The following is a 19,113-nucleotide window of genomic DNA, read 5'->3' on the forward strand; positions in this document are numbered from 1 at the left end:
TGACAGGTATGGAACCCACAGAAGAAACACCCTCTGCGAGCGAAGAGAACAAGCGCAGGTTCCGCGAGGCGCTTGATCGCAAGCAGGGCAAGCAAACCGCACGCCCCGGTCACTTGGATGCCGAATCGGCTATCCATGGCACGCAAGATCGCGCAGATCACAAGCGCGACTTCCGCCGCAAAACCGGATAACGCAGCGACACCAGATAACGCAGCACAAAGACCGTTGCCGCCCGGCGACACCGGATGATTACCTCATCACGGAGTTCGCCGAGCAGCGCGGTCTTTTCTGGTTTCCAGGCCTGCTCGCTGCCTGAGGTGCGGGCGCCCTCGTGGAGTTACTGTGCGCCGAAGCTCCCCACCGGACTAAAGCCATCCGGCAGCGCGAACGGATCAACGATCTGGTCCGAACGGTCGGACACTGCGGCGAGCGCCGCCAGTTCCCCCGCGGCTCGCACGATCCGAGCCGGCAGGGTTCCCGAACTGCCTTCTCCCCCGCTGCCCCAGTCGGCGGATGCTGCGTACACGCCGGTCGGCACCGCCACGGCGTGCAAGTAGCTGAACAGCGGTCGCATCGCATAGTCGATCGCGAGCGAGTGGCGATCGGTGCCGCCGGTCGCAGCGAGCAGTACGGGCAGGTCGGTGAGCGATTGCGGGTCGAGCACGTCGATGAAGGATTTGAACAGCCCGCTGTAGCTCGTGGTGAAGATGGGCGTGACGGCGATGAGCCCGTCGGCTCCGGTCACCGCGGCGATCGCCTCATCGAGTTTCGCGCTCGGGAAGCCCGTGAGTAGGTTGTTCGTAATATCGTGCGCCAGGTCACGCAGCTCGATGACGGTCACCTCGGCGTCAACACCGCGATCGCGCAGGGCGGCAACGGCTGCCTCGGTGAGGCGGTCGGCGAGTAGTCGAGTGGATGACGGCTGACTGAGGCCAGCGGCAATGACGGCAATCTTCTTGACGTCGGACATGATGTGCTTCTTTCTGGGGAGCTAGTGGAGTGGGTGTGAGCTGGTAGCGGAGCTAGACGGTTGCCGGGGCGCCGGCGGCGGAGATAGCGAGCGCCGCATCACGCTTCGCGACGAGCGAGGCGTGAGTGGGAGCATCCGGAACTTCGGCGGGGCGGTTGGTGGCGAACTCCTTGCGGAGCACTGGCACTACTTCTTCGCCGAGGATGTCGAGCTGCTCGAGAACCGTCTTCAACGGCAAGCCGGCGTGGTCCATGAGGAAGAGCTGACGTTGGTAGTCGCCGAAGTGCTCGCGCATTCCGGCGTACTTGTCGATGACCTCTTGCGGGCTGCCGACGGCGAGCGGTGTCTGGTCAGTGAAGTCCTCCATCGATGGTCCGTGACCATACACGGGAGCATTGTCGAAGTAGGGACGGAACTCTGCCTTCGCGGCCTGCGAGTTGCTGCGCATGAACGCCTGACCACCGAGACCGACGATGGCCTGAGCTGCCGTGCCGTGGCCGTAGTGCTCGAAGCGCTGACGGTAGTAGTTGACGAGCTTCATGTAGTGCTCTTTAGGCCAGAAGATGTTGTTGGCGAAGAAGCCGTCGCCATAGTACGCAGCCTGCTCGGCAATCTCGGGGCTTCGGATCGATCCGTGCCAGACAAAGGGAGGCACGCCATCCAGGGGTCGCGGCGTTGACTGGAAGCCCTGCAGCGGTGTGCGGTACTTGCCCTGCCAGTTGACGAACTCTTCGCGCCACAGCTTGTGCAACAGCGAGTAGTTTTCGATGGCGAGCGGGATGCCCTCCCGAATGTCTTTGCCGAACCACGGGTACACGGGCCCCGTGTTGCCGCGCCCCATCATCAGGTCGGTGCGTCCATCGGAGAGGTGCTGAAGCATCGCGTAGTCTTCGGCGATCTTTACCGGATCATTGGTCGTGATGAGCGTGGTACTCGTGGAGAGAATGAGCTTCTCGGTCTGCGCCGCAATGTAGGCGAGCGTCGTCGTGGGGCTTGAGGAGACGAACGGCGGGTTGTGGTGCTCCCCCAGGGCGAATACATCGAGCCCGACTTCTTCCGCCTTCTTCGCGATCGTGACGATGTTCTTGATGCGCTCGCCCTCGGTGGGCGTGCGGCCGTTCGTCGGGTCTGTTGTGACGTCGCTGACGGTGAAAATTCCGAACTGCATGGTGTGCTCCGGTCTCCCAAAATCTGTGTGGATGGATCAGTTATCCGGTTCAACCACGCTGACGGCGGATCATTCCAGCCCCGTACCGCCACATGGCGGGTACTCGAGTTGGAGCGTCGCACACAGTACGATTATTTCTACACTCTGTAGAATTGAGATATGGACCCTGCTAACAGTGACTCTGTTGATCCCACGACAAGCGCTCCCCTCGCGCTGCCGAATACCGTCCTGCCTCCCGATGCGCCCAAGGTAGCGTGGCGGGACGGGCATCCCTACGAGACCAAGATGTCCCGGCGCGAATATGAGCGCCAGAAGCGCTTGCTTCAGATCGAGCTGCTCAAGCTTCAGTCGTGGATCAAAGAAACTGACCGCAAAGTCGTCATCATCTTCGAGGGACGCGACGCCGCCGGCAAGGGCGGCGCAATCAAGCGTTTCATGGAGCACCTGAACCCCCGAGGTGCCCGCGTCGTCGCTCTCGAAGTTCCGACCGAGCGGGAACGAAAGCAGTGGTACTTCCAACGGTACGTGCAGCATCTGCCGACCGGGGGCGAGATCGTGATCTTCGACCGTTCCTGGTACAACCGAGCGGGCGTTGAACGCGTCATGGATTACTGCACGCCGCAAGAACATCTCGAGTTCACTCGCTCCGCGCCGGAGTTCGAGCGCATGCTCGTGCAATCGGGCATCCATCTCGTCAAGTTCTGGTTCTCCGTGGGCCGCGACGAGCAGCGTGCGCGGTTTGCGGCCCGATCCCACGACGCTGTTCGACAGTGGAAGCTCTCCCCCACCGACCTCGCGAGCCTCGACAAATGGGACGACTACACGCAAGCGAAAGAGGCCATGTTTTTCTACACCAATACCCCACAAGCCCCGTGGACAGTGGTGAAATCCAACGACAAGAAGCTCGCACGCATCGAAGCAATGCGCTGGCTACTGGCACAGTTCCCCTATACGAATAAGGACTATGAGGTGGTCGGCACTCCTGACTCCCGCGTGATCGGAAGCCCGCAATCGATTTACGAAGACGGCGACACGCTGGGGGCCAACTTTCCCACGGTGTGAAGGATGATTTCGGGCTGACACCGCCATCTGGCGGCTGCTGCACGAGAAACGTGGACCGTGTGGCGGTACTGGTGCGCGGTTCCACGCTCTAGCGTGGAGACAGGCCGTCACAATGCCGTGGCGCCTGACCAATGGAGGTCACATGTCTACTCGTAAAATTCATCCCGCTCCCCCGTTTGATACCGAGCTTGCCGCCGTGTTAGCCATCGTCAATGAGCAGCTGCCCCCGACCGTTACTCCCGAGATGATTGAGCCTCTGCGGGCCGGCTTCGTCACCGCCGTCGATGAGCTGTTGCTCGATCGTCCCGTTAGCCATCGAGAAGAAACCTTCGCGGGGCCCGGTGGCGACCTGATCGTCTCCATTTTCCAGCGCACTGATCACACCACTGCCGGTCTCGGTATCCTCCACACTCATGGTGGCGGCATGATCATCGGCGATCGATTCATGGGCATGGAGACGATGCTCGCGTGGGTCGAAGAGTTGGATGCCGTAGCGGTGTCAGTCGAGTATCGTCTGGCTCCGGAGCATCCAGACCCCGCACCGGTTGACGACTGCTACGCATCTCTCGTCTGGACGGCCGAGAATGCTGAGCGGCTCGGTATTGACCCCGCCAAACTCATTATCTCTGGCGGCAGCGCCGGTGGCGGTCTTGCGGCGGGAACAACCTTGATGGCGCGCGACCGCGGCGGCCCCGCTCTCGCCGCACAATTGTTGATCTACCCGATGCTCGACGACCGCAATCAGACCGTCTCGAGTCATCAGATTGATGGCACTGGCGTGTGGGATCGCGGAAGCAACGACACGGGGTGGGACGCTCTGCTTGGCGACCGTCGCAAGACTGATCAGGTCTCGATCTATGCCGCCCCCGCTCGTGCGACAGATCTGAGCAACTTGCCGCCCACCTTTATCGACGTGGGGACCTCGGAGGTTTTCCGGGACGAAGATGTTGCGTATGCCTCGGCCATCTGGGCATCGGGCGGACACTGCGAACTCCATGTCTGGCCCGGCGGCTTCCACGGCTACGACTTCATGGCTCCGCTAGCGGCGCTCTCGGTCGCGACTCAGGATGCCCGCCTGAATTGGCTGCGTCGCACGCTCGGCCTGTAACGAGCCAACCGCACGCACCCGAAGCCGACACAACTGTGGTTCGAGTCCGCTCCCGACTGTTCGTTCTGAATGGTCCGCAATAGAGTGGGGCTCGAACCACAGAGGCGGAACGACAATGCAAGAACTAGCCGGACGATTGAAGGCACTCGATCCCGAGGCCAGCGAGACGCTGCGAGTAATCTCCTACTTCGACGCGCTCACCGCGGGTCACGCGAGCGCTGAAGTTCTGCTGCGCGGCGCCAGCATGCTGGCCGGATGCGCCACCGGGCTCCTCTCACCGTCCCTCAGCCTGCGCGTCGATGAGCGCGGGCGACGAAGCACAGAATTAGGTACGCCGGAGTCGTGGCCAGCGCGAGCAGTCACGGGCGGCGGGACCGTCTGGCTCGAACGGACCGGAAACGCGCACGCCAACGATGACATGATCCTCGAGCGCGTCACGCTTGCCCTCAGCATCCTCTTCGAACGCACCGGTCCGGCCGAATCAGTTCACAATCCGGTCGAGACCCTTCTCGACGCTGCCGAAACAGGTGAGAGCCGCCACGCCGCGGCTCAGACACTTCGTCTGGTTTCCACCACCCGCTATCGCATCATCGCGCAGCCGGCCAGTACTACACGAGTCGCTGCGGGACCTTCTGCTGTGATCACGACCATGGCCGGAGCAGTTCGCGCCGAGATCGTCCTGAGCACGGATGCCGTGGTCGCCGAGCGTGCCGGCGTCGGTATCGCTGCCTCCCCCGCCGACCTCGTGCGCTCCTGGCTCTCGGCGCTCACGGCGCTGCGGCTGACCTCCGATCATGAGCCCGTGCTGTATGGCGACGATCTAGGTTCGCTGTTGTTGCTCGCCGAGATCAGTCCCGCCGGAGCTCCGGAGAATTGCGATCTGCAATCGCTCGGTGTCGTGATTCGCGAAACCCCGCGCATCTTGCCGATGCTCGACACTCTGGCCGCGAGCGAGAGTCTGCGGGCTGCGGCGGCGACACTCGGCTTTCACCACTCCACGGTGCAATCCCGGGCAGAAGAGTTAAGCGCCAAGCTCGGCTTCGACGTGCGCACGTCGCGGGGTCGCACCCGGCTCTCCGTTGCGCTCGCCCTTCACCGCTTGGAATCCGCCCGCTTCGAGTAGGCGCCGCCCGAGTAACCACCGCTTCGATCGGACCCCGCTCGCGGCCGGCGATCCCCGGCCCGCGAGACTCTGCCCGCGACACTCTGCCAGCGACAGCAGCCTTGATCTTTACGCTTGAGTGGAGAGCTGCCCGCGCACAATCGAATCGCCCGAGTGCGCCGGGTCTCCGTCGAACTGTTCCTCCGAAATATCGACGAGGTCATAACTCGACATATCGAGGCCCTCGGGAACGGTGAACTGACCTGACGTGCCCTCCACAATTCCGAGGCTGACGAGAGCCGTGGCATCCGTCGTGATCAACCACACTTCGCGATAACCACCGTCGGTCGCGGGAGCATCGAGGTTGACGTCGATCACCCGCGTGCCATCGGGCAGTTGCTCAAGCGTCGCTTCGCCGGTGGAATCTTGCCAACCGGGAAAAGCGTCGAGCGTAGCGCTGGCGAGAATGGTCGGTTGTGCGGCGGGGCTCAGCGTCGCCCAGAGGGCGGTTCCGGCACCCGCGACCAGTGTGACGGCGGCCGCCGCGGCAACGATTCCGATCCACGGGCGGCGTCGACGCTCAGCGAGCGACTGCACGATGGCGCCTTCAGAGACGGCGGCATCAGTGGCGCTGGCGAGGGCATCCACAGAGTCGCCAGAAGCATCGAATTCTGACTCCTCACGCCCCTCGCTGAGCCGTGCGGCGCGCTTATGTGCCAAGTCATCGCTTGGCACCTCGGCTTCGCTGTCATCGATCACAGCAGTATCGGACAACACGCTGGTCGTCTGAACAGACAGAGACAGTTCGTCGCTGATGCGATCCCAAACTCGTGACGGTGCCTCGAGCAGTTCGCCAGCATCAAACGTCGAGCGGCCGATCATGGCAGCGCGCGAGAGGATTTCTATCTCACCGCGGCACCGATCGCATTCGCTGACGTGCGCGCTGTCTTCGGGGAGGGCAACTTGCTCGCCCAGGGCAAGCAGCGCAAGGACCTCAGGATCAACGTGTCGCATAGGTCGCCTCCAATCGTGTTCGCATCCGTTGCAGACTGCGCCGGATATGGCTCTTGACCGTTCCGAGAGGTAGTTCGAGACGGTCGGCTATTTGGTTGTGGGTGAGATCATCAAAAAACGCTAATCGCATAATTGCTTGGGCGTCCGGTTCGAGGCGAGAGATCTCGTCGGCCATCATGAGGGTGTCGGCCAGATCGAAGTCTTCTGCGACTGCCTCTGCTCTCGATGTCGTAGACGCCAGCTCTTCTTGAAGCCGACGAATACGGGCGCGAGCCTCGTGAGTGTCGGCAATCTTGTTCTTGGTGATGCCCACCAGCCAAGCGGAGAGACTCGAACGCTCCGGCTTGAAACTCGAGCGCCCGGTCCACGCGGAGACGAATACTTTTTGAGTGACGTCTTCCGCGTCTCCTCGATCACCGAGCGACCGCACCGCGAGCGTAAACACGAGCGATGACCACCGTTTGTACACCGCGGCGAGCGCCGCTTCGTCGCCAGCGATGAATGCCTGCGTGGTGCGGGCTTCGTCTGCGGCTTCGTCGTCGGTCATAGCTCTCCGGTTGAGGGTGTTCACAGCGGGTTGGCAATCGCTATGACATTGTCAGAGTAGTTCAAGACGTTCTCGTCGAACTGTCCCCCACACGTGATGAGCACAATTCGGGGTGCGCCATCTCTATCGAACACCTGGTCGAGAGGCAACTGCGTCTTCTTGATGTTTTGCAGGGATTCGAGGAGGTAGCGGTGGTCGACGCCGTCATCTGTCGTGACAATGATCTCGGCATCCGCGGGCATCTCTTTGAGATACGCGAAGGGGCCAAGGCCCTGCTCGAAGTCGTCGACGTGCGCGGTGATCACGGTCGAGCCGGTGTCGCTGGCCGGCGAGGGGCCGTAGCGGTACCACCCGGCGACACGAATGTTTTGGGGAATCTCCATGACGCCGTCATCTTCGACACCGACGGGAGTGATCTCGATATCGATCGAGACGGAAGGGATCTGGATGCGTACCGGAGCGGCGAGCTGCTCGACGGGAGCGATCTCACTCGACTGGCGGGGTACGTCGACCACGGCGGTCGGGGCCGCAGACGGCACGGGACGCGGAGCGATCGATTCGGCGGGGGGTGAAGCACAACCAGCAAGGAGAAGCGCCATGGCGGTGAGGGCTAGGATTCTCGAGGCCATGACGTTCTCCTTGCTGGGGTTCTGTGGGTGCTTGTTATTGAGTGTGACTGAGTTGTAGCAGGTGTTGTCTACTTGGCTGCGCGTGCGGCGAAGAGACGGGTTGCCGCAAAGCCGGCGAGGGCAAGAAGCGCTGCGAGGCCACCGAGGCCAGCGACGAGTGCGCCATTGTTGCTGTCAGCCGCGAGGCCGGCGGTTCCTGCATCTACGCCACTCGGGTTCGAGTGAAGGCCGTCAATGGTCTGTACGGCGAGGTCGAGGTTGTCGTCTTCTGCACTACCCCAGGCGTACACGATCGTGTTGACACCTTCAGCAATGTCGACATCAGCCGGGCCGATGGCCGGGTCAGTCGTTCCCGTGAGGGCTACCGCTGCGGAAATCGTTCCGACGGCGAGGTCAGCTTTCACCTCGTCGGGGTTGCTGAGGTTCTCGAAGGCCACGGCGTCATTGGCAAGGATGTCTACAGCAGGCGCTGCTGCCGTGTGGCGGACCGTCAAACGACCTTCACCAGCAGCGACCGGAGAAAGGTCGTTGGTGAAGAGGCTGGCGGTAGGGTCACCGGACTCGTCGAGGTGAGCGACCGCGGTGTAGCTCATGTTGGCTTCGAGCGTGAGGTCGATCGGGCCGATGGCCGGCTCGGAGTCGTCTTCCGCATCCGCAGCGGTGATCGCGACTGTGTACGTGTCGGCCGGAAGGTCGAGCGGGCCAGCAAGGTCACCGGGCTCGAAGTCATCGAGGGTCAGCTCGCCGTTCACGTAGACGTCAACGGTGAGTCCTGGTACTCCGTGCAGAACGTAGAGGTCTGCGGTGGTGTCTGAAATGGCGTTCGCGGGGATGGCTACTCCGACGGCGGCAATGGCTCCGGCGGCTACACCAGCAAAAATTTTGTTTCGCACTGTTCATGTCCTCTCGTGGTCGGGCGTAAATCGCCTTACATGGAGTACTTCTGGCTGAACCCCTGTTTTGGATGCAGCAATCTCAAAAAAGTTGAAAGTTTCTTTTCGTGGTGGTTCGTACGGTCATCCGTACGGCACCGGATCTATAGCCGCGCGGGCCCTTCTCTAGTGCCGCGAACCAGAGCCACGAGCGCCAGCGGATCAGTGAGCCACCGCGTGGCTCGAGCCACGGCCCGTGTGCCCAGAACCACCGCGAGCGCGACACCGAATACTCCGGCTAAGGCGACGGTGCGGATGGTCCAGTCAGACCAGTCTCCGATCAGCGGCCGCAATGGGTAGAGAACAATGGTGTGCAGCAGGTAGATCTGGAGCGTTCTCTGCCCAAGGACGGTAAGAGGGCTACTGAATCGAGGCACCAACGAGAAGAACACGAGCGACATCACTGACGCCGTGACGAGCACGCCCACCCTCACCACGACATGCTCAACCTCGGTGAGGCCGAATGTATCCATTTGGCCGTACATGTAGATCCAGCGTCGAGGCAGCACGTCGTGCGCGAGATAGGTGGCAACCACAGCAGCAGCGAACAACGTTCCGGTACCCACTCTCACCCACAGCGGAGCGGTCAGCCGCTTGAATTTATCGATGTGGTCAGGCGTGGTGAAAAGCCCGAGAGTGAAGAAGGGCAAGAACGAGAGGATGCGGGCCGCTGACAGATCCTGTGAGACGCCACCCGCCAGCACCGAAAGAATCGAGACAGCGAACGAAATCAGCACCGGATGGCGCACTGCGCGCAGTAGCGGGATCACGAGTCTCCACACCAGCAACGCCAGGAGATACCAGAGCGCGAACCCCGGAACGAAGAGTCGCAACTCGAAGTTGTTGCCGAGAATCAGCCAATTTTCGAGAGCAAAAATGATCTGGAAGAGCACGTAGGGTGCGATTAGTACCGAGATAAGACTCGCCATTTGCTTCGGGTTACCCACGAAGCTTCGCGAGAAGTAGCCCGACACGAACACGAACGCCGGCATGTGAAAGAGATAGATCCACGTGTATACGCCATCGGCTGATCCTCGATCGATGCGCTCGATCACGTGGCCGACGACGACAAGGATGATGAGAATCGCCTTGGCATTGTCGAGATAAGGGTCGCGTGAAGTGTTCTGGGTCATGTCGAACTCGGTTCTTCTGTCGTCACGGGTTTCGACCGACCGGCAGATCGGCTCCAGCCGAGCCACAGCATGATGATTGCTCCCACAAGGAGCGCCCAGAACGCGGAGCCGATTCCGATCACGGTCACCCCCGAAGCCGCGACGAGAAAGGTCGCTATCGCGGCGATCCGGTGCTCAGCAGCATCCAGAGCCGAGCGCACCGACGTAATGAGGGCGCCGATTACTGCGAGCCCCGCTATGGCGACGACAACGATGGGCGGCGCCACCGATACGAGTGCCGTTGCGAACCCGGCGGCGAGACCGATCACCACGTAGGTGCTCCCGGCGGCGACAGAGGCGATCCAGCGTCTCTTGGGGTCGTCGTGTGCCTCCTCGCTGGCGGTGAGCGCGGCAGTTATTGCGGCGAGATTGAGAGCGTGACCGCCGAAGAACGCACTTACCACCGATGCGGCTCCGGTAACAGAAAGTGCGGGGCCGGCCGGAACCGCGTAGCCATAGCTGCGCATCACGGTGAAACCCGGCACGTTCTGCCCCGCCATCGTGACGACGAAGAGAGGGATGCCGAGGCTCAGGATAAGAGTCGGATCGAACACTGGCACAACGGGCGTGAGCTGCGGCGCGACGGCTGCACCACCGAACACACTCCCTTCTGTGGTGAGTGCAATAGCGACAATCGCCGCGACGAGCGCTCCGGGTACAGCCCACCGCGGGGCAACCTTGAGCAGGAACAACCACGTCACTACCATCGGCAAGCCAAGCCGGGGATACTCGACGGACGCAGTGATGGGGGCGAGACAGATCGGGAACAGGATGCCTGCGAGCATCGCGCTCGCGATTGGCTGCGGAATCCGCGTGATCAATCGCCCCAGCGCGGGCACGAGGCCACACACCATGATGAGCACTCCGCAGACGATAAAGGCTCCGACCGCAGCCTGAAACTGCACGTCTCCCTGGGCTGCAACGATCAGCAGCGCCGCACCGGGAGTTGACCACGCCACTGTGATCGGCATCCGGTAGCGCCATGCCATCCCGATCGTGACGAGCCCCATCATCACCGTGAGGATCAAGAGACCGGATGCTGCCTGTGCATCACTCGCCCCCACCGCCTGCAGGCCAGCAACCACGAGCGTGAAGGATGACGCGAAGCCCGCGATCCCCGCAATGATGCCGGTCGAGAAGAGCTGGAAAATAGCGGAATCCTTCGGTGGGTTGACCGCACGAGAGTTGTGCGGCCCCACTCTACCGGCGCGCTCGACGAGGGCTGTCGCGCGGCGCAGTCAGAGCCGAGCTAAGGCAGCGGCCTGCGCCCGAACACGCTTTGGCCCCACCGCACAGCATCGAGGGGGTGAGTGAGCCATCGAGTCGCTTTCATTGCGAGCGGGCTGCTGAGGGCGAACGTCAGCAGCACCGCCGCGACCACCATCACTGCTACCGAAGCCCATGACCAGCCTGGCCACGAAGCTATCAGGGGAAAAAGCGGGTAGAGAATAATCGTGTGCAGCAGGTAGACCTCGAGGGTGCGCTCGCCGAGCACCGTTATTGCGCTTCTGCGTCGCGGAACGAGAGCCAGCACAGCCACCGTCATCGCCAGCGCCACGACCAGGACCATCACACGCACCAGCACGTTCTCTGCTTCGCTGAGGCCAAACTTCTCAACCTGACCATACATATAGAGCCAGCGCCGGTCGATGACGTCTCGACCGAGGTAGACGACTGGCAGCGTCGCGACAAGGAGAGACGCGATACCCGCGCGAACCCAGAGCGACGATGTGAGCCGCGTGAAGGCCTCGATCTTCTGAGGAGTCAGCATCAAACCGAGAGTGAAGAAGGGCAAGAACGAGAGGATGCGGGCGCCCGAGAGCTCTTGGGAAATACCGCCTCCGAGAACTGACAACACTGACACCGCAATCGAGAAAATCATCGGATGTCGCATGACGCGCACGAGCGGAATCGCGAGTCGCCACGCCAGCAGAGCGACGAGATACCAGAGCGAGAAAGTCGGAACGAAAAGCTGAAGCGCAAAATCGTTTCCGTTGAAAGCCCAGTTCTCGAGAGCGAGCACCGTCTGGAAGAGAAAATAAGGCGCGAGCAGGAGAGAAATAAGACTAGCGACCTGCCGCGGGGTGCCAGAAAACGATCGAGAGAGGTAGCCGGATACGAGCACAAAGGCTGGCATATGGAAAAGGTAAATCCAGGTGTACAGCGTGTCTGCAGAGCCGCGATCGATTCTTTCAATCGCGTGGCCGACGACGACGAGCACGATGAGAATCGCTTTGGCGTTGTCGAAGTAAGGATCGCGCGCACGAGCTCTGTTCGCGGCGTTATCCGACGAGCGTGCCGGAGACGCCGGCAATTCTTGGCTCACGAAAGTGGTGTCCTCTGCCGCAATGAGTTCGGCTGCTTCTCAATCGCAGCGGATCTACAGTTTATTAGAGCGCGAGCACGATCTTGCCCCGCGAATGCCCGTGCAGCAGCTTGGTATACGCCGCAGAGACCTGCTCGATCGGGAACACCTCGTCAATCGGCACCTGCACAGTGCCGGCAGCGATGAGGGCCGCCAATGACGCGAGATCCTGCGGAGTCGCACCCGCAGCGCCCACGCCCGACGTGCCGTACTCTGACACTGCCGCATAGTCGGCAATGGTGTTGATGCGGTCAGCCGGGGCGCCGAGCGCGAGTGCAGCATCCACTGTTTCGCGGCCGTTGTTGTCAAGAGCGGCCGTGAGACCTTCGGGACTGATCTCGAGAATGCGCTCGACCATACCCTCGCCATACGTGACGGGGTGGATGCCAAGAGATCGCAAGAAATCATGGTTCGACGCGCTGGCGGAACCGATGACGGTCGCACCCTTCAGCTTGGCGAGCTGAGCGGCTATGACGCCGACGCCACCCGCTGCGGCACTCACGAGAACGGTATCCGCCGCGGTAAGAGCAACAGCGTCAACGCTCGCCCACGCCGTGCGACCGGCGATATCGAGACCGCCCGCCTGTTCCCAGCCCAGTTGCGCCGGCTTGCGGACGAGCTTCTCCGCCGGAACAACAACGAAGTCCGCTTGACCGCTGAAACCCTTGCCTCCGAGTACCTCGTCGCCCACCGTCCAGCCCTCGACGCCGTCGCCGATTTCGTCGACCACGCCGGCGAAATCATTGCCATTACCACTCGGAAATGTCACGTTTTGAGGATTAGCCGTGGCCGCTCCGCTAAATACCTTCGCGTCGAACGGGTTGATGCCCGCGAATTTCACTCGCACGCGCACCTCGCCGTCGCCCGCGTGAGGAGCGGTGATTTCGGAAATCGTGAGCACTTCTGGCCCACCGAGCTGAGAGTAAGTAACGCGACGCGACATTCTTCGAGCCTAACCGGTGCGTCGCAATTGCACACCGGGGCGCTCGAACTGGGAGAATAGGGCGCGTAAGGCACGCACGGACAACTTTGGTGAGGACCGCAATGAGCTCGACTGAACACACGACTGCCCGCTCCCTCTCGGCCGAGGATCTTCTGCCCGGACTCTTGCGCGTTCACCGCGGACAACTCATGGCCGTCGCCGTGATCGGGCTCGTGCTCGGAGTCATCGGCTTGCTGTTCCCCGATGCCACACTCCTCACCATCGCGGTGCTTTTTGGCATCTATCTCATCGCGTCGGGCATGTACCGCGTCACTGCAGCCTTCGTGGCTAACAATCTCGACTCACCGATGCGCTGGACCACGGGCCTGCTTGGGCTCCTCATCGTGATCGCCGGCATCCTGTGTCTTTCTAACCCGTTCCAAACGCTCATCGCGCTCGCCCTGGTGATCGGCATCGGCTGGATTCTCGAAGGAGTCGTCGACCTCGTCGGTGGTGTGCGCGGCACCATCCACCCGCGCTGGTTCGGCTGGGTCAGCGGCATCGTCTCGATGGCCGCTGGCGTCGCCATGTTCGTGCTCCCCGCAGCTGGCGTGTTCTCGCTCGTCGCCATCGGCGCCGTTCTGATGATCGCCGTGAGCCTCACCACACTGCTCACGCTGCCGCGCAAGCCCAAGAACACCGCGACCAGCGCACCGGTAGCCGCTGAGTAGGTACAGCGATTCTCCCTCGCCCAGAAACAACCGCCCAGAAACAACACAGGCCGCCATCGCAATGCGATGACGGCCTGTGGCAAGTGTGACGAGTCGACTAGCGGCGCAGTCCCAGCTTCTCAATCAGCGTACGGTAACGCGTGATGTCAACGTTCTGCAGGTAACCCAGCAGACGACGACGCTGACCAACAAGAAGAAGCAGTCCACGACGTGAGTGGTGGTCGTGCTTGTGCATCTTGAGGTGTTCCGTGAGGTCGAGGATGCGACGAGTCATCATCGCAATCTGGACCTCGGGGGATCCCGTGTCACCTGGGTGGGTTGCGTACTCTTCGATGATCGCCTTCTTGATGCTTGCTTCTAGAGCCATAAGGTGATCCCCTTTCTAGTCGTTGCGCGGTGCCCATTGCTGAATGCGTGAGCTCTCTTTATCCGCGGCCGTTAGACGGCAACCTTGAAAGTTTAGCAGAGGCGGGGCTCCCGCAGTACTACCCGGCGAAGAGAGCGACAACGGCGGGAATCGCGACAACCACCATCGTGACGGTGGCCGCGAGCGCGACCGCTCCCCCGGCAACGAGCCACCGGTGATAGCGCCGGCGAGCGGCATCCACTTCGGTGCGCAATCGTTCAAAGCGAGCGGTAAGGCGAACGCTCGCGCCGGTAGCGGCTGGCCGCACGTTCCAGCCACTCAAGCGTGCGGCAACGGGCGCGAGAGCGGCAACCTCGGAGCGAGAGTAAACCACTTCATGGCGGATAAGCCAGGCTGCGACATCTCGCAGCGACAGCACCGGAACGGGAGCTTTCATCCGCCCGTGCACCAACTCAGAAGTACCCGTGAGAGCGACGAGGGGGTGCACCCTAACGCTCGGCGCACCGAGCGCGGCGAAGGAGTCAGTAAGCCGCTCCGCGAGAATCGAGGCGTCTCGCACGTACGCCACGCGCCCACCGTCGACAAGGATCATCCTGCCCGCCGTCACCGCTTTCGCGTCAGGATGTCGGCGACTGCACACAGCGAACACTCCAGCGGGACCCACAACAACGTGGTCCGCGCCGCGACTCGCATTTTGTTCGTCGGTGGCTGCGGCCACGATCCAGTCGGTTCCCAGCGCGGCGAGCGCGACCGCGGATTCGAGCTCCCCGACCCCGTGGGCGTAGAACTCGCTGGCCTCGGCCGACAGCGGATTGGCTCCGCGCAGCCGTTGAAACCACGTGCGCTGCTCGTGCGCGGCTTGAGCCCGCAAGCACGCTGACATGGCCAGACCGAAGCCCGTTCCCTCTGCCGCGAGTGCCGGAGCACCATTGTCGTGCACGCTTTTGCCCACCAGATCCCCCACAACTTCCCCCGTGAGAGATTATCTCGCGTGGGGCGATCGCCCAACTCGACGAAGCATCCCGCTGCTGCCGCCTAGGCTGAGACAATGAATATCGCCCCGCTACTCGACCTCATCTTGGTCGTCGTGTTGGTGGGCTACGCGATCTACGGGCTCCGGATCGGTCTGACCCGCAGCATCTTCGTCATCGCGGGAGTAGCCGTCGGCATTTTCTTCGCCGCACTGTTCGCCCGCAGCGTGGCAGAGATCGCGTCGAACCCGCAAGCGCGCGTTCTCATCGCGGTGTCCGTCGCCGTCGCGCTCGTTGCTCTCGGGCATGCATTAGGTTCCGCCGCCGGCCGAGCAATCCACGTAGCGATCGAAACCCGGGCCCTCCGTGGCGCCGACCGCGCAGTGGGCGGCCTCGCGATTGCGATGCTTGCCGCGCTAGTCATCTCGACCGTGAGCTTTAGCGCGGCTCAGCTGGGAATACCGATACTTTCCCGCACGATTGCTGCTTCTTCGGTCATCCGCACGATTCAAGACGCAACTCCTGATGTAGTCGAGGCGAACATCGCCCGCTGGCGAACAGCCCTCAGCGACCGCGCGCTTCCCTTGCTGGGTTCCCCTCTCGGCGATCCGAACGCACAAATCCCCTCCATCGACACCGAGAGCCCCGCCCTCGATGCTGCAGCCCAATCGGTCGTGCGCATCACGGGAAACGCTTACGCGTGCGGTCAAGGTCAGACAGGGAGTGGTTTTGTCGTCGCCCCAGAACGCGTCATGACCAACGCCCACGTTGTCTCTGGAACGAGCGGCCCGGTTGTCGAGGCGATGAACGGCCAAGTTCTGGGCACCACGATCGTGTACTTCGATTCCGTCAACGACCTTGCGATACTGGCGGTACCCGGCCTTACCGTTGATGCTTTGCGACTCGGTGACACGGCCCGGCCCGGTACGAGCACCGCGATTCAGGGTTATCCCTATGGCGGACCTTTTACAACAAACCCTGCCCTGGTACAGCAGGTCAGCACTTTTGAGAGCCCCGATATCTATGGAGATGGTGGCGCGCCGCGCGAGGTATATACGCTCGCCGGCCAAGTGAATCCCGGTAACTCGGGCGGCCCGTTGCTCACGCTCGACGGCGATATCGCCGGGACCATCTTTGGCAGCAGCACCGAGCAGAACAATGTGGGCTACGCCCTGACGTTGGATGCTGTTCGCCCGGTTGCGCAAAACGCTGCCGATCTCAGTACCACCGTCTCTAGTGGCGTGTGCATCGCACACTAACGAGACTCGTGGTGCCGAGTTCGGCTATCGAGTCGAGATTAGCGTTCGAAGCGCTGGTACTCCGGCGCCGCCGGGGTTCCGGGACACGTATCGACGGTGGCCCCGTCGACAGCGCTAAAGGCGAACCACGACCATTCGTCGCCCAACTTCTTGCCGATGGATCGCGGGACCACGAACCGCACGGTGTTCCCCGCGATCTCGGCGTCATCAGACTCGAGTCCATCGCTATCGTCGCGCTCAATTTCGTACGCCGTGACATCGTCGATCTCGCCATCATCGATCTCGACTGAAAATTGGTAGGAGCGATCGCCATCCGACCGCTCCGCGTAGATCCCGAGCTCGGCAGTATCGCGCTCGAGCGGTGCCGTGAACGTGATTTCGGCCACAATTACGTCGCGATCGGACTGCTCGACGCGCGCAGACTCAATATCGAGGGATTCAACCTCAGCAGTGTAATCACGGCATTCGTTCGCCGTCGTCTGTGCGCGGGGCGGGATAAGAGTCGACTCCGGCGTCGGGGCACTGGTTTGCTGGGGAGCGGCTGATGACGAATCCTGAGCCACGGGGGTCGACATTACCGAGGGCGGCGGGGATGCGGCGGCGAGAGTAATGACAACGGTCACGATCACCGCAAATATGAGGAGCCCTACGACCGCAGCGACGACCGGACCCACTGCGACCTGTCGCTGCACGACGGGTTCGGAAGGATCAGGATTCACTCGCCCACGCTAGCAGTGTTCTGCGGAGCATTCCTTGCCCGCACAACCCCGGCAGCGATCGCGCCTTGGCCGGCGATGTACAAGCTCATGATCAGCACATCCGACTGCCACCACACCGCGCTCGGAGAGAACAGAGCCCCCGCTAATGCCGTATCCGAGGCGAGGAAGAGAACCGCGCCTGCTGCGATCAGACGCTGGGTCGCGAAGGCCGCTGCTGTGGACGCCGCCAGCACTGCTCCGTAGACCGCAAGGGGAATGAAAAAGAAGCCGAGGTCGTGGCGCAGGATTACGAGCAAGCCCACCCACCACACAATCAGCAGCGCCGTTAGCCCCGGTATCCGCCGCGATCGCACTGCCGTCAGGAAAAGCACAAGGTAAAGAGCGTGGGCGCCGAAAAACGCGGCGAGCCCGACGAGAAAGCTTGAGCTCTCCGCATCCGCGACAAAAATATCGCCGAGCCACGACAATGCCAACGCTGCGAGCAGTAGATAGTCGGGCCGCGAGAACGGCCGGCGTCTCGCGATCACGACGCCAAGAATGAGCGCGGGCATGAGCGAAAATTTGCTCGCGCTCGCCACGTCATCCCACCCTGCAGCCAAACTCACCACGTGCACAGTCGCCACCACGCAGTAGGCGATAAACCCTCGCAAAAAAGTCACGGCCACAGCCTACGGTTGCTTATGGTTCAGCGGAACAGTGTCGTCAATTACGGTCGCTGCGGCGGGCGCGGGCTCGTGCCGCGGCCACGATAAGAGTAATGACCACCCCAATCGAAGAGCCAACGGAATTGGAAACGATGTCCCGAACGTCAGATACCCGTGACGGGATGAACTGCTGCACCCACTCGATCCCCGCCGTCAGTAGAACTGCCAGGGCAAGTGCGAGCCACCATTGCCGTTTTCCTACGAGCAACACGAAAAACAATCCCACGGGCACGAACAGGCCAATATTGGCCACAAACTCGAGGTCGTTAAAAGTGAGCCATTCGGTGGCCGAGAACTGATCGAGAAATACGGCGAATTGCCACAACGGACCGTCACTTTGATCCGGGGCTTGCGGGCTCAATGTCAGCCACGCCACTAGGGCTAAGTAACTGAAAGTCGCGGCGCTTAGGTAGGGATGGCGCCGAAACATCCACCAATCGTGCCCTACCGAAGATCGGAAAGCGCTTGACGCGCTAGAAACCGACGACAAGGCCAGTCAATACAGAGACCAGAGACCACACCGAGAGGAAGGTGACGACCAACGCGGCCACCACCCACAAGAAACGTCGAAGGCTCGCAGCACGAACGTCGTGGTGAATCTGCACGAAAGCGCGCGTGAGGGTGTGGGAGGTGACGGCGGAAAGCTCCGGTTCTGGCCACGTGGCGCTCGCTTCGGCTGCCGCAGAGATCGTCGCGACTTCTTCGCCACTGAGCGTGGCAGCAGACGAGAGCAACCATTGTTCTAATTGCATCGAGGTAAGAACGTGAACGCCATCCGGAAGTGCCGGCATAGACACCTTCACAGGCTCCACCATGACGAGAACCGGCACCACGTTGACGGCTGTACGCAGCGCTGCTTCAAGCGACGCCGCAACGGCCAGAGCCGATTCGCGCGCTTCGCTGATGGCGTTACTGATGGTCTTCGCGATGACGAGTTCGTCACCGCGGATTGCTACATCATCGCCTTGGCAATTAACCACCGAGATGGCGAAGACGCCAGCGCGGCCGACGGCGAAGTGATCGAGAGACGATGCCCCCAATGGCACTCCGTGAAGGACGTCCCAGCTATCACCGAGACGATCGAGGATGGAGCCGACCAGCAGTTCACCAACCGCCCCACGGTAGCGTGCTCGGCTTTCGTCCGTCAGCGGCGAGACGCCGACGACGCGCGCGAGAAATCCACGCGGCGCACAGTGTGCTTGCGCCGCGATGACGGCGGCCATGGCTGATTGTCCAGCGATCCGGCCGCGAAGATGATTATTCTGCGGCACGCAGACCCTCCAGCTCTTCCATGCAGTGACATGCATGAAGAAATACGTTGGGCCGGAGGCTCCCCCGCCTCCGGCCCGACTCGTGGCGAAGAATCGCTCC

The 19,113-nt window shown here is 62.0% G+C and carries 22 protein-coding genes; 6 read left to right on the plus strand and 16 right to left on the minus strand.

Translation table 11 applies throughout. The features are described from left to right. Positions 1-8 precede the first annotated feature (8 nt). Positions 9-191: a DUF5302 domain-containing protein gene (locus ESZ53_RS00320; protein ID WP_129071010.1), complete on the plus strand. Its 183-nt coding sequence runs from the start codon at positions 9-11 to the stop codon at positions 189-191. A 146-nt stretch (positions 192-337) separates the two neighbouring features. On the opposite strand, the gene ESZ53_RS00325 is transcribed toward ESZ53_RS00320, so the two are convergent. Together ESZ53_RS00325 and ESZ53_RS00330 are read right to left on the minus strand one after the other, a co-directional pair. Then, a complete protein-coding gene (locus tag ESZ53_RS00325; protein ID WP_129071011.1) occupies positions 338-970 on the minus strand; it encodes an FMN reductase in 633 nt (210 codons plus the stop codon). A gap of 52 nt (positions 971-1,022) precedes the next feature. Beyond that, on the minus strand, positions 1,023-2,138 hold the full coding sequence (locus tag ESZ53_RS00330; RefSeq protein WP_129071012.1) for an LLM class flavin-dependent oxidoreductase: 1,116 nt from the start codon (positions 2,136-2,138) through the stop codon (positions 1,023-1,025). A 159-nt stretch (positions 2,139-2,297) separates the two neighbouring features. Here ESZ53_RS00330 and ppk2 point away from each other — a divergent pair, with 159 nt between their 5' ends. The 3 genes from ppk2 (at position 2,298) to ESZ53_RS00345 (ending at position 5,431) form a co-directional block, all read left to right on the plus strand. Then, complete coding sequence (ppk2, locus tag ESZ53_RS00335) at positions 2,298-3,200, plus strand: polyphosphate kinase 2 (RefSeq protein WP_129071013.1); 903 nt, start codon at positions 2,298-2,300, stop codon at positions 3,198-3,200. Between the two features lie 142 nt (positions 3,201-3,342). Next, a complete protein-coding gene (locus tag ESZ53_RS00340; protein ID WP_129071014.1) occupies positions 3,343-4,308 on the plus strand; it encodes an alpha/beta hydrolase in 966 nt (321 codons plus the stop codon). Between the two features lie 115 nt (positions 4,309-4,423). Next, positions 4,424-5,431, plus strand: a complete 1,008-nt coding sequence (locus tag ESZ53_RS00345; RefSeq protein WP_129071015.1) for a helix-turn-helix domain-containing protein — start codon at positions 4,424-4,426, stop codon at positions 5,429-5,431. Positions 5,432-5,539: 108 nt separating this feature from the next. Here ESZ53_RS00345 and ESZ53_RS00350 read toward each other — a convergent pair whose 3' ends face one another. The 8 genes from ESZ53_RS00350 to ESZ53_RS00385 all read right to left on the minus strand — a co-directional run bounded on the left by ESZ53_RS00350 (position 5,540) and on the right by ESZ53_RS00385 (position 13,012). Beyond that, positions 5,540-6,424 carry an anti-sigma factor gene (locus ESZ53_RS00350; RefSeq protein ID WP_129071016.1) on the minus strand — a complete coding sequence of 295 codons (885 nt, stop codon included), beginning with the start codon at positions 6,422-6,424 and terminating at the stop codon, positions 5,540-5,542. After that, positions 6,411-6,971: an RNA polymerase sigma factor gene (locus ESZ53_RS00355; protein ID WP_129071017.1), complete on the minus strand. Its 561-nt coding sequence runs from the start codon at positions 6,969-6,971 to the stop codon at positions 6,411-6,413. The genes ESZ53_RS00350 and ESZ53_RS00355 overlap by 14 nt, the downstream gene beginning before the upstream one ends. Positions 6,972-6,991: 20 nt before the next feature. Beyond that, positions 6,992-7,600, minus strand: a complete 609-nt coding sequence (locus ESZ53_RS00360; RefSeq protein ID WP_129071018.1) for a class F sortase — start codon at positions 7,598-7,600, stop codon at positions 6,992-6,994. Between the two features lie 68 nt (positions 7,601-7,668). Then, positions 7,669-8,493 carry a DUF4397 domain-containing protein gene (locus ESZ53_RS00365; protein WP_129071019.1) on the minus strand — a complete coding sequence of 275 codons (825 nt, stop codon included), beginning with the start codon at positions 8,491-8,493 and terminating at the stop codon, positions 7,669-7,671. A 143-nt stretch (positions 8,494-8,636) separates the two neighbouring features. After that, positions 8,637-9,665 (minus strand): acyltransferase family protein, encoded by a 1,029-nt coding sequence (locus ESZ53_RS00370; protein WP_129071020.1) that lies wholly within the window; start codon positions 9,663-9,665, stop codon positions 8,637-8,639. Further along, positions 9,662-10,903 carry a benzoate/H(+) symporter BenE family transporter gene (locus ESZ53_RS00375; RefSeq protein WP_246837337.1) on the minus strand — a complete coding sequence of 414 codons (1,242 nt, stop codon included), beginning with the start codon at positions 10,901-10,903 and terminating at the stop codon, positions 9,662-9,664. Before ESZ53_RS00375 ends, ESZ53_RS00370 begins: the two co-directional genes overlap by 4 nt. Before the next feature lie 50 nt (positions 10,904-10,953). Then, entirely contained in the window at positions 10,954-12,030 is a 1,077-nt protein-coding gene (locus ESZ53_RS00380) for an acyltransferase family protein (RefSeq protein ID WP_168187164.1), read from the minus strand. 64 nt (positions 12,031-12,094) lie between these two features. Further along, positions 12,095-13,012 (minus strand): NADP-dependent oxidoreductase, encoded by a 918-nt coding sequence (locus tag ESZ53_RS00385; RefSeq protein WP_129071022.1) that lies wholly within the window; start codon positions 13,010-13,012, stop codon positions 12,095-12,097. A gap of 101 nt (positions 13,013-13,113) precedes the next feature. Between ESZ53_RS00385 and ESZ53_RS00390 the strand changes: the two genes are divergently transcribed. Beyond that, positions 13,114-13,722 carry an HdeD family acid-resistance protein gene (locus tag ESZ53_RS00390; RefSeq protein ID WP_129071023.1) on the plus strand — a complete coding sequence of 203 codons (609 nt, stop codon included), beginning with the start codon at positions 13,114-13,116 and terminating at the stop codon, positions 13,720-13,722. 97 nt (positions 13,723-13,819) lie between these two features. Here the strand turns inward: ESZ53_RS00390 and rpsO are convergent, their stop codons facing one another. Continuing rightward, complete coding sequence (rpsO, locus tag ESZ53_RS00395) at positions 13,820-14,089, minus strand: 30S ribosomal protein S15 (protein ID WP_009771894.1); 270 nt, start codon at positions 14,087-14,089, stop codon at positions 13,820-13,822. A 118-nt stretch (positions 14,090-14,207) separates the two neighbouring features. Then, complete coding sequence (locus ESZ53_RS00400; protein ID WP_145963166.1) at positions 14,208-15,029, minus strand: hypothetical protein; 822 nt, start codon at positions 15,027-15,029, stop codon at positions 14,208-14,210. Between the two features lie 108 nt (positions 15,030-15,137). Here ESZ53_RS00400 and ESZ53_RS00405 point away from each other — a divergent pair, with 108 nt between their 5' ends. Next, the gene (locus tag ESZ53_RS00405; RefSeq protein ID WP_129071025.1) at positions 15,138-16,319 is read left to right on the plus strand and encodes a MarP family serine protease; all 1,182 of its coding nucleotides are present in this window, start codon (positions 15,138-15,140) and stop codon (positions 16,317-16,319) included. Positions 16,320-16,357: 38 nt separating this feature from the next. Here the strand turns inward: ESZ53_RS00405 and ESZ53_RS00410 are convergent, their stop codons facing one another. The 4 genes from ESZ53_RS00410 to ESZ53_RS00425 are packed head-to-tail and all read right to left on the minus strand — an operon-like array spanning position 16,358 to position 19,013. Beyond that, positions 16,358-17,038, minus strand: coding sequence for a hypothetical protein (locus ESZ53_RS00410; protein WP_129071026.1), 681 nt, complete (start codon positions 17,036-17,038; stop codon positions 16,358-16,360). Continuing rightward, positions 17,035-17,697 (minus strand): lysoplasmalogenase, encoded by a 663-nt coding sequence (locus ESZ53_RS00415; RefSeq protein ID WP_129071027.1) that lies wholly within the window; start codon positions 17,695-17,697, stop codon positions 17,035-17,037. The genes ESZ53_RS00410 and ESZ53_RS00415 overlap by 4 nt, the downstream gene beginning before the upstream one ends. A gap of 43 nt (positions 17,698-17,740) precedes the next feature. Further along, on the minus strand, positions 17,741-18,172 hold the full coding sequence (locus tag ESZ53_RS00420) for a VanZ family protein (protein ID WP_129071028.1): 432 nt from the start codon (positions 18,170-18,172) through the stop codon (positions 17,741-17,743). A 43-nt stretch (positions 18,173-18,215) separates the two neighbouring features. Continuing rightward, a complete protein-coding gene (locus ESZ53_RS00425) occupies positions 18,216-19,013 on the minus strand; it encodes a nuclease-related domain-containing protein (RefSeq protein ID WP_246837339.1) in 798 nt (265 codons plus the stop codon). Positions 19,014-19,113 lie beyond the last annotated feature (100 nt).

Origin of the sequence: Salinibacterium sp. UTAS2018 (assembly GCF_004118935.1) — a bacterium.
Classification (GTDB): Bacteria; Actinomycetota; Actinomycetes; order Actinomycetales; family Microbacteriaceae; genus Rhodoglobus.

Coding starts and splice junctions, on each gene's coding strand:
- ESZ53_RS00320 (WP_129071010.1), top strand. CDS start 9: ATGGAACCCACAGAAGAAACACCCTCTGCGAGCGAAGAGAACAAGCGC.
- ESZ53_RS00325 (WP_129071011.1), bottom strand. CDS start 970: ATGTCCGACGTCAAGAAGATTGCCGTCATTGCCGCTGGCCTCAGTCAG.
- ESZ53_RS00330 (WP_129071012.1), bottom strand. CDS start 2,138: ATGCAGTTCGGAATTTTCACCGTCAGCGACGTCACAACAGACCCGACG.
- ppk2 (WP_129071013.1), top strand. CDS start 2,298: ATGGACCCTGCTAACAGTGACTCTGTTGATCCCACGACAAGCGCTCCC.
- ESZ53_RS00340 (WP_129071014.1), top strand. CDS start 3,343: ATGTCTACTCGTAAAATTCATCCCGCTCCCCCGTTTGATACCGAGCTT.
- ESZ53_RS00345 (WP_129071015.1), top strand. CDS start 4,424: ATGCAAGAACTAGCCGGACGATTGAAGGCACTCGATCCCGAGGCCAGC.
- ESZ53_RS00350 (WP_129071016.1), bottom strand. CDS start 6,424: ATGCGACACGTTGATCCTGAGGTCCTTGCGCTGCTTGCCCTGGGCGAG.
- ESZ53_RS00355 (WP_129071017.1), bottom strand. CDS start 6,971: ATGACCGACGACGAAGCCGCAGACGAAGCCCGCACCACGCAGGCATTC.
- ESZ53_RS00360 (WP_129071018.1), bottom strand. CDS start 7,600: ATGGCCTCGAGAATCCTAGCCCTCACCGCCATGGCGCTTCTCCTTGCT.
- ESZ53_RS00370 (WP_129071020.1), bottom strand. CDS start 9,665: ATGACCCAGAACACTTCACGCGACCCTTATCTCGACAATGCCAAGGCG.
- ESZ53_RS00385 (WP_129071022.1), bottom strand. CDS start 13,012: ATGTCGCGTCGCGTTACTTACTCTCAGCTCGGTGGGCCAGAAGTGCTC.
- ESZ53_RS00390 (WP_129071023.1), top strand. CDS start 13,114: ATGAGCTCGACTGAACACACGACTGCCCGCTCCCTCTCGGCCGAGGAT.
- rpsO (WP_009771894.1), bottom strand. CDS start 14,089: ATGGCTCTAGAAGCAAGCATCAAGAAGGCGATCATCGAAGAGTACGCA.
- ESZ53_RS00405 (WP_129071025.1), top strand. CDS start 15,138: ATGAATATCGCCCCGCTACTCGACCTCATCTTGGTCGTCGTGTTGGTG.
- ESZ53_RS00420 (WP_129071028.1), bottom strand. CDS start 18,172: ATGTTTCGGCGCCATCCCTACCTAAGCGCCGCGACTTTCAGTTACTTA.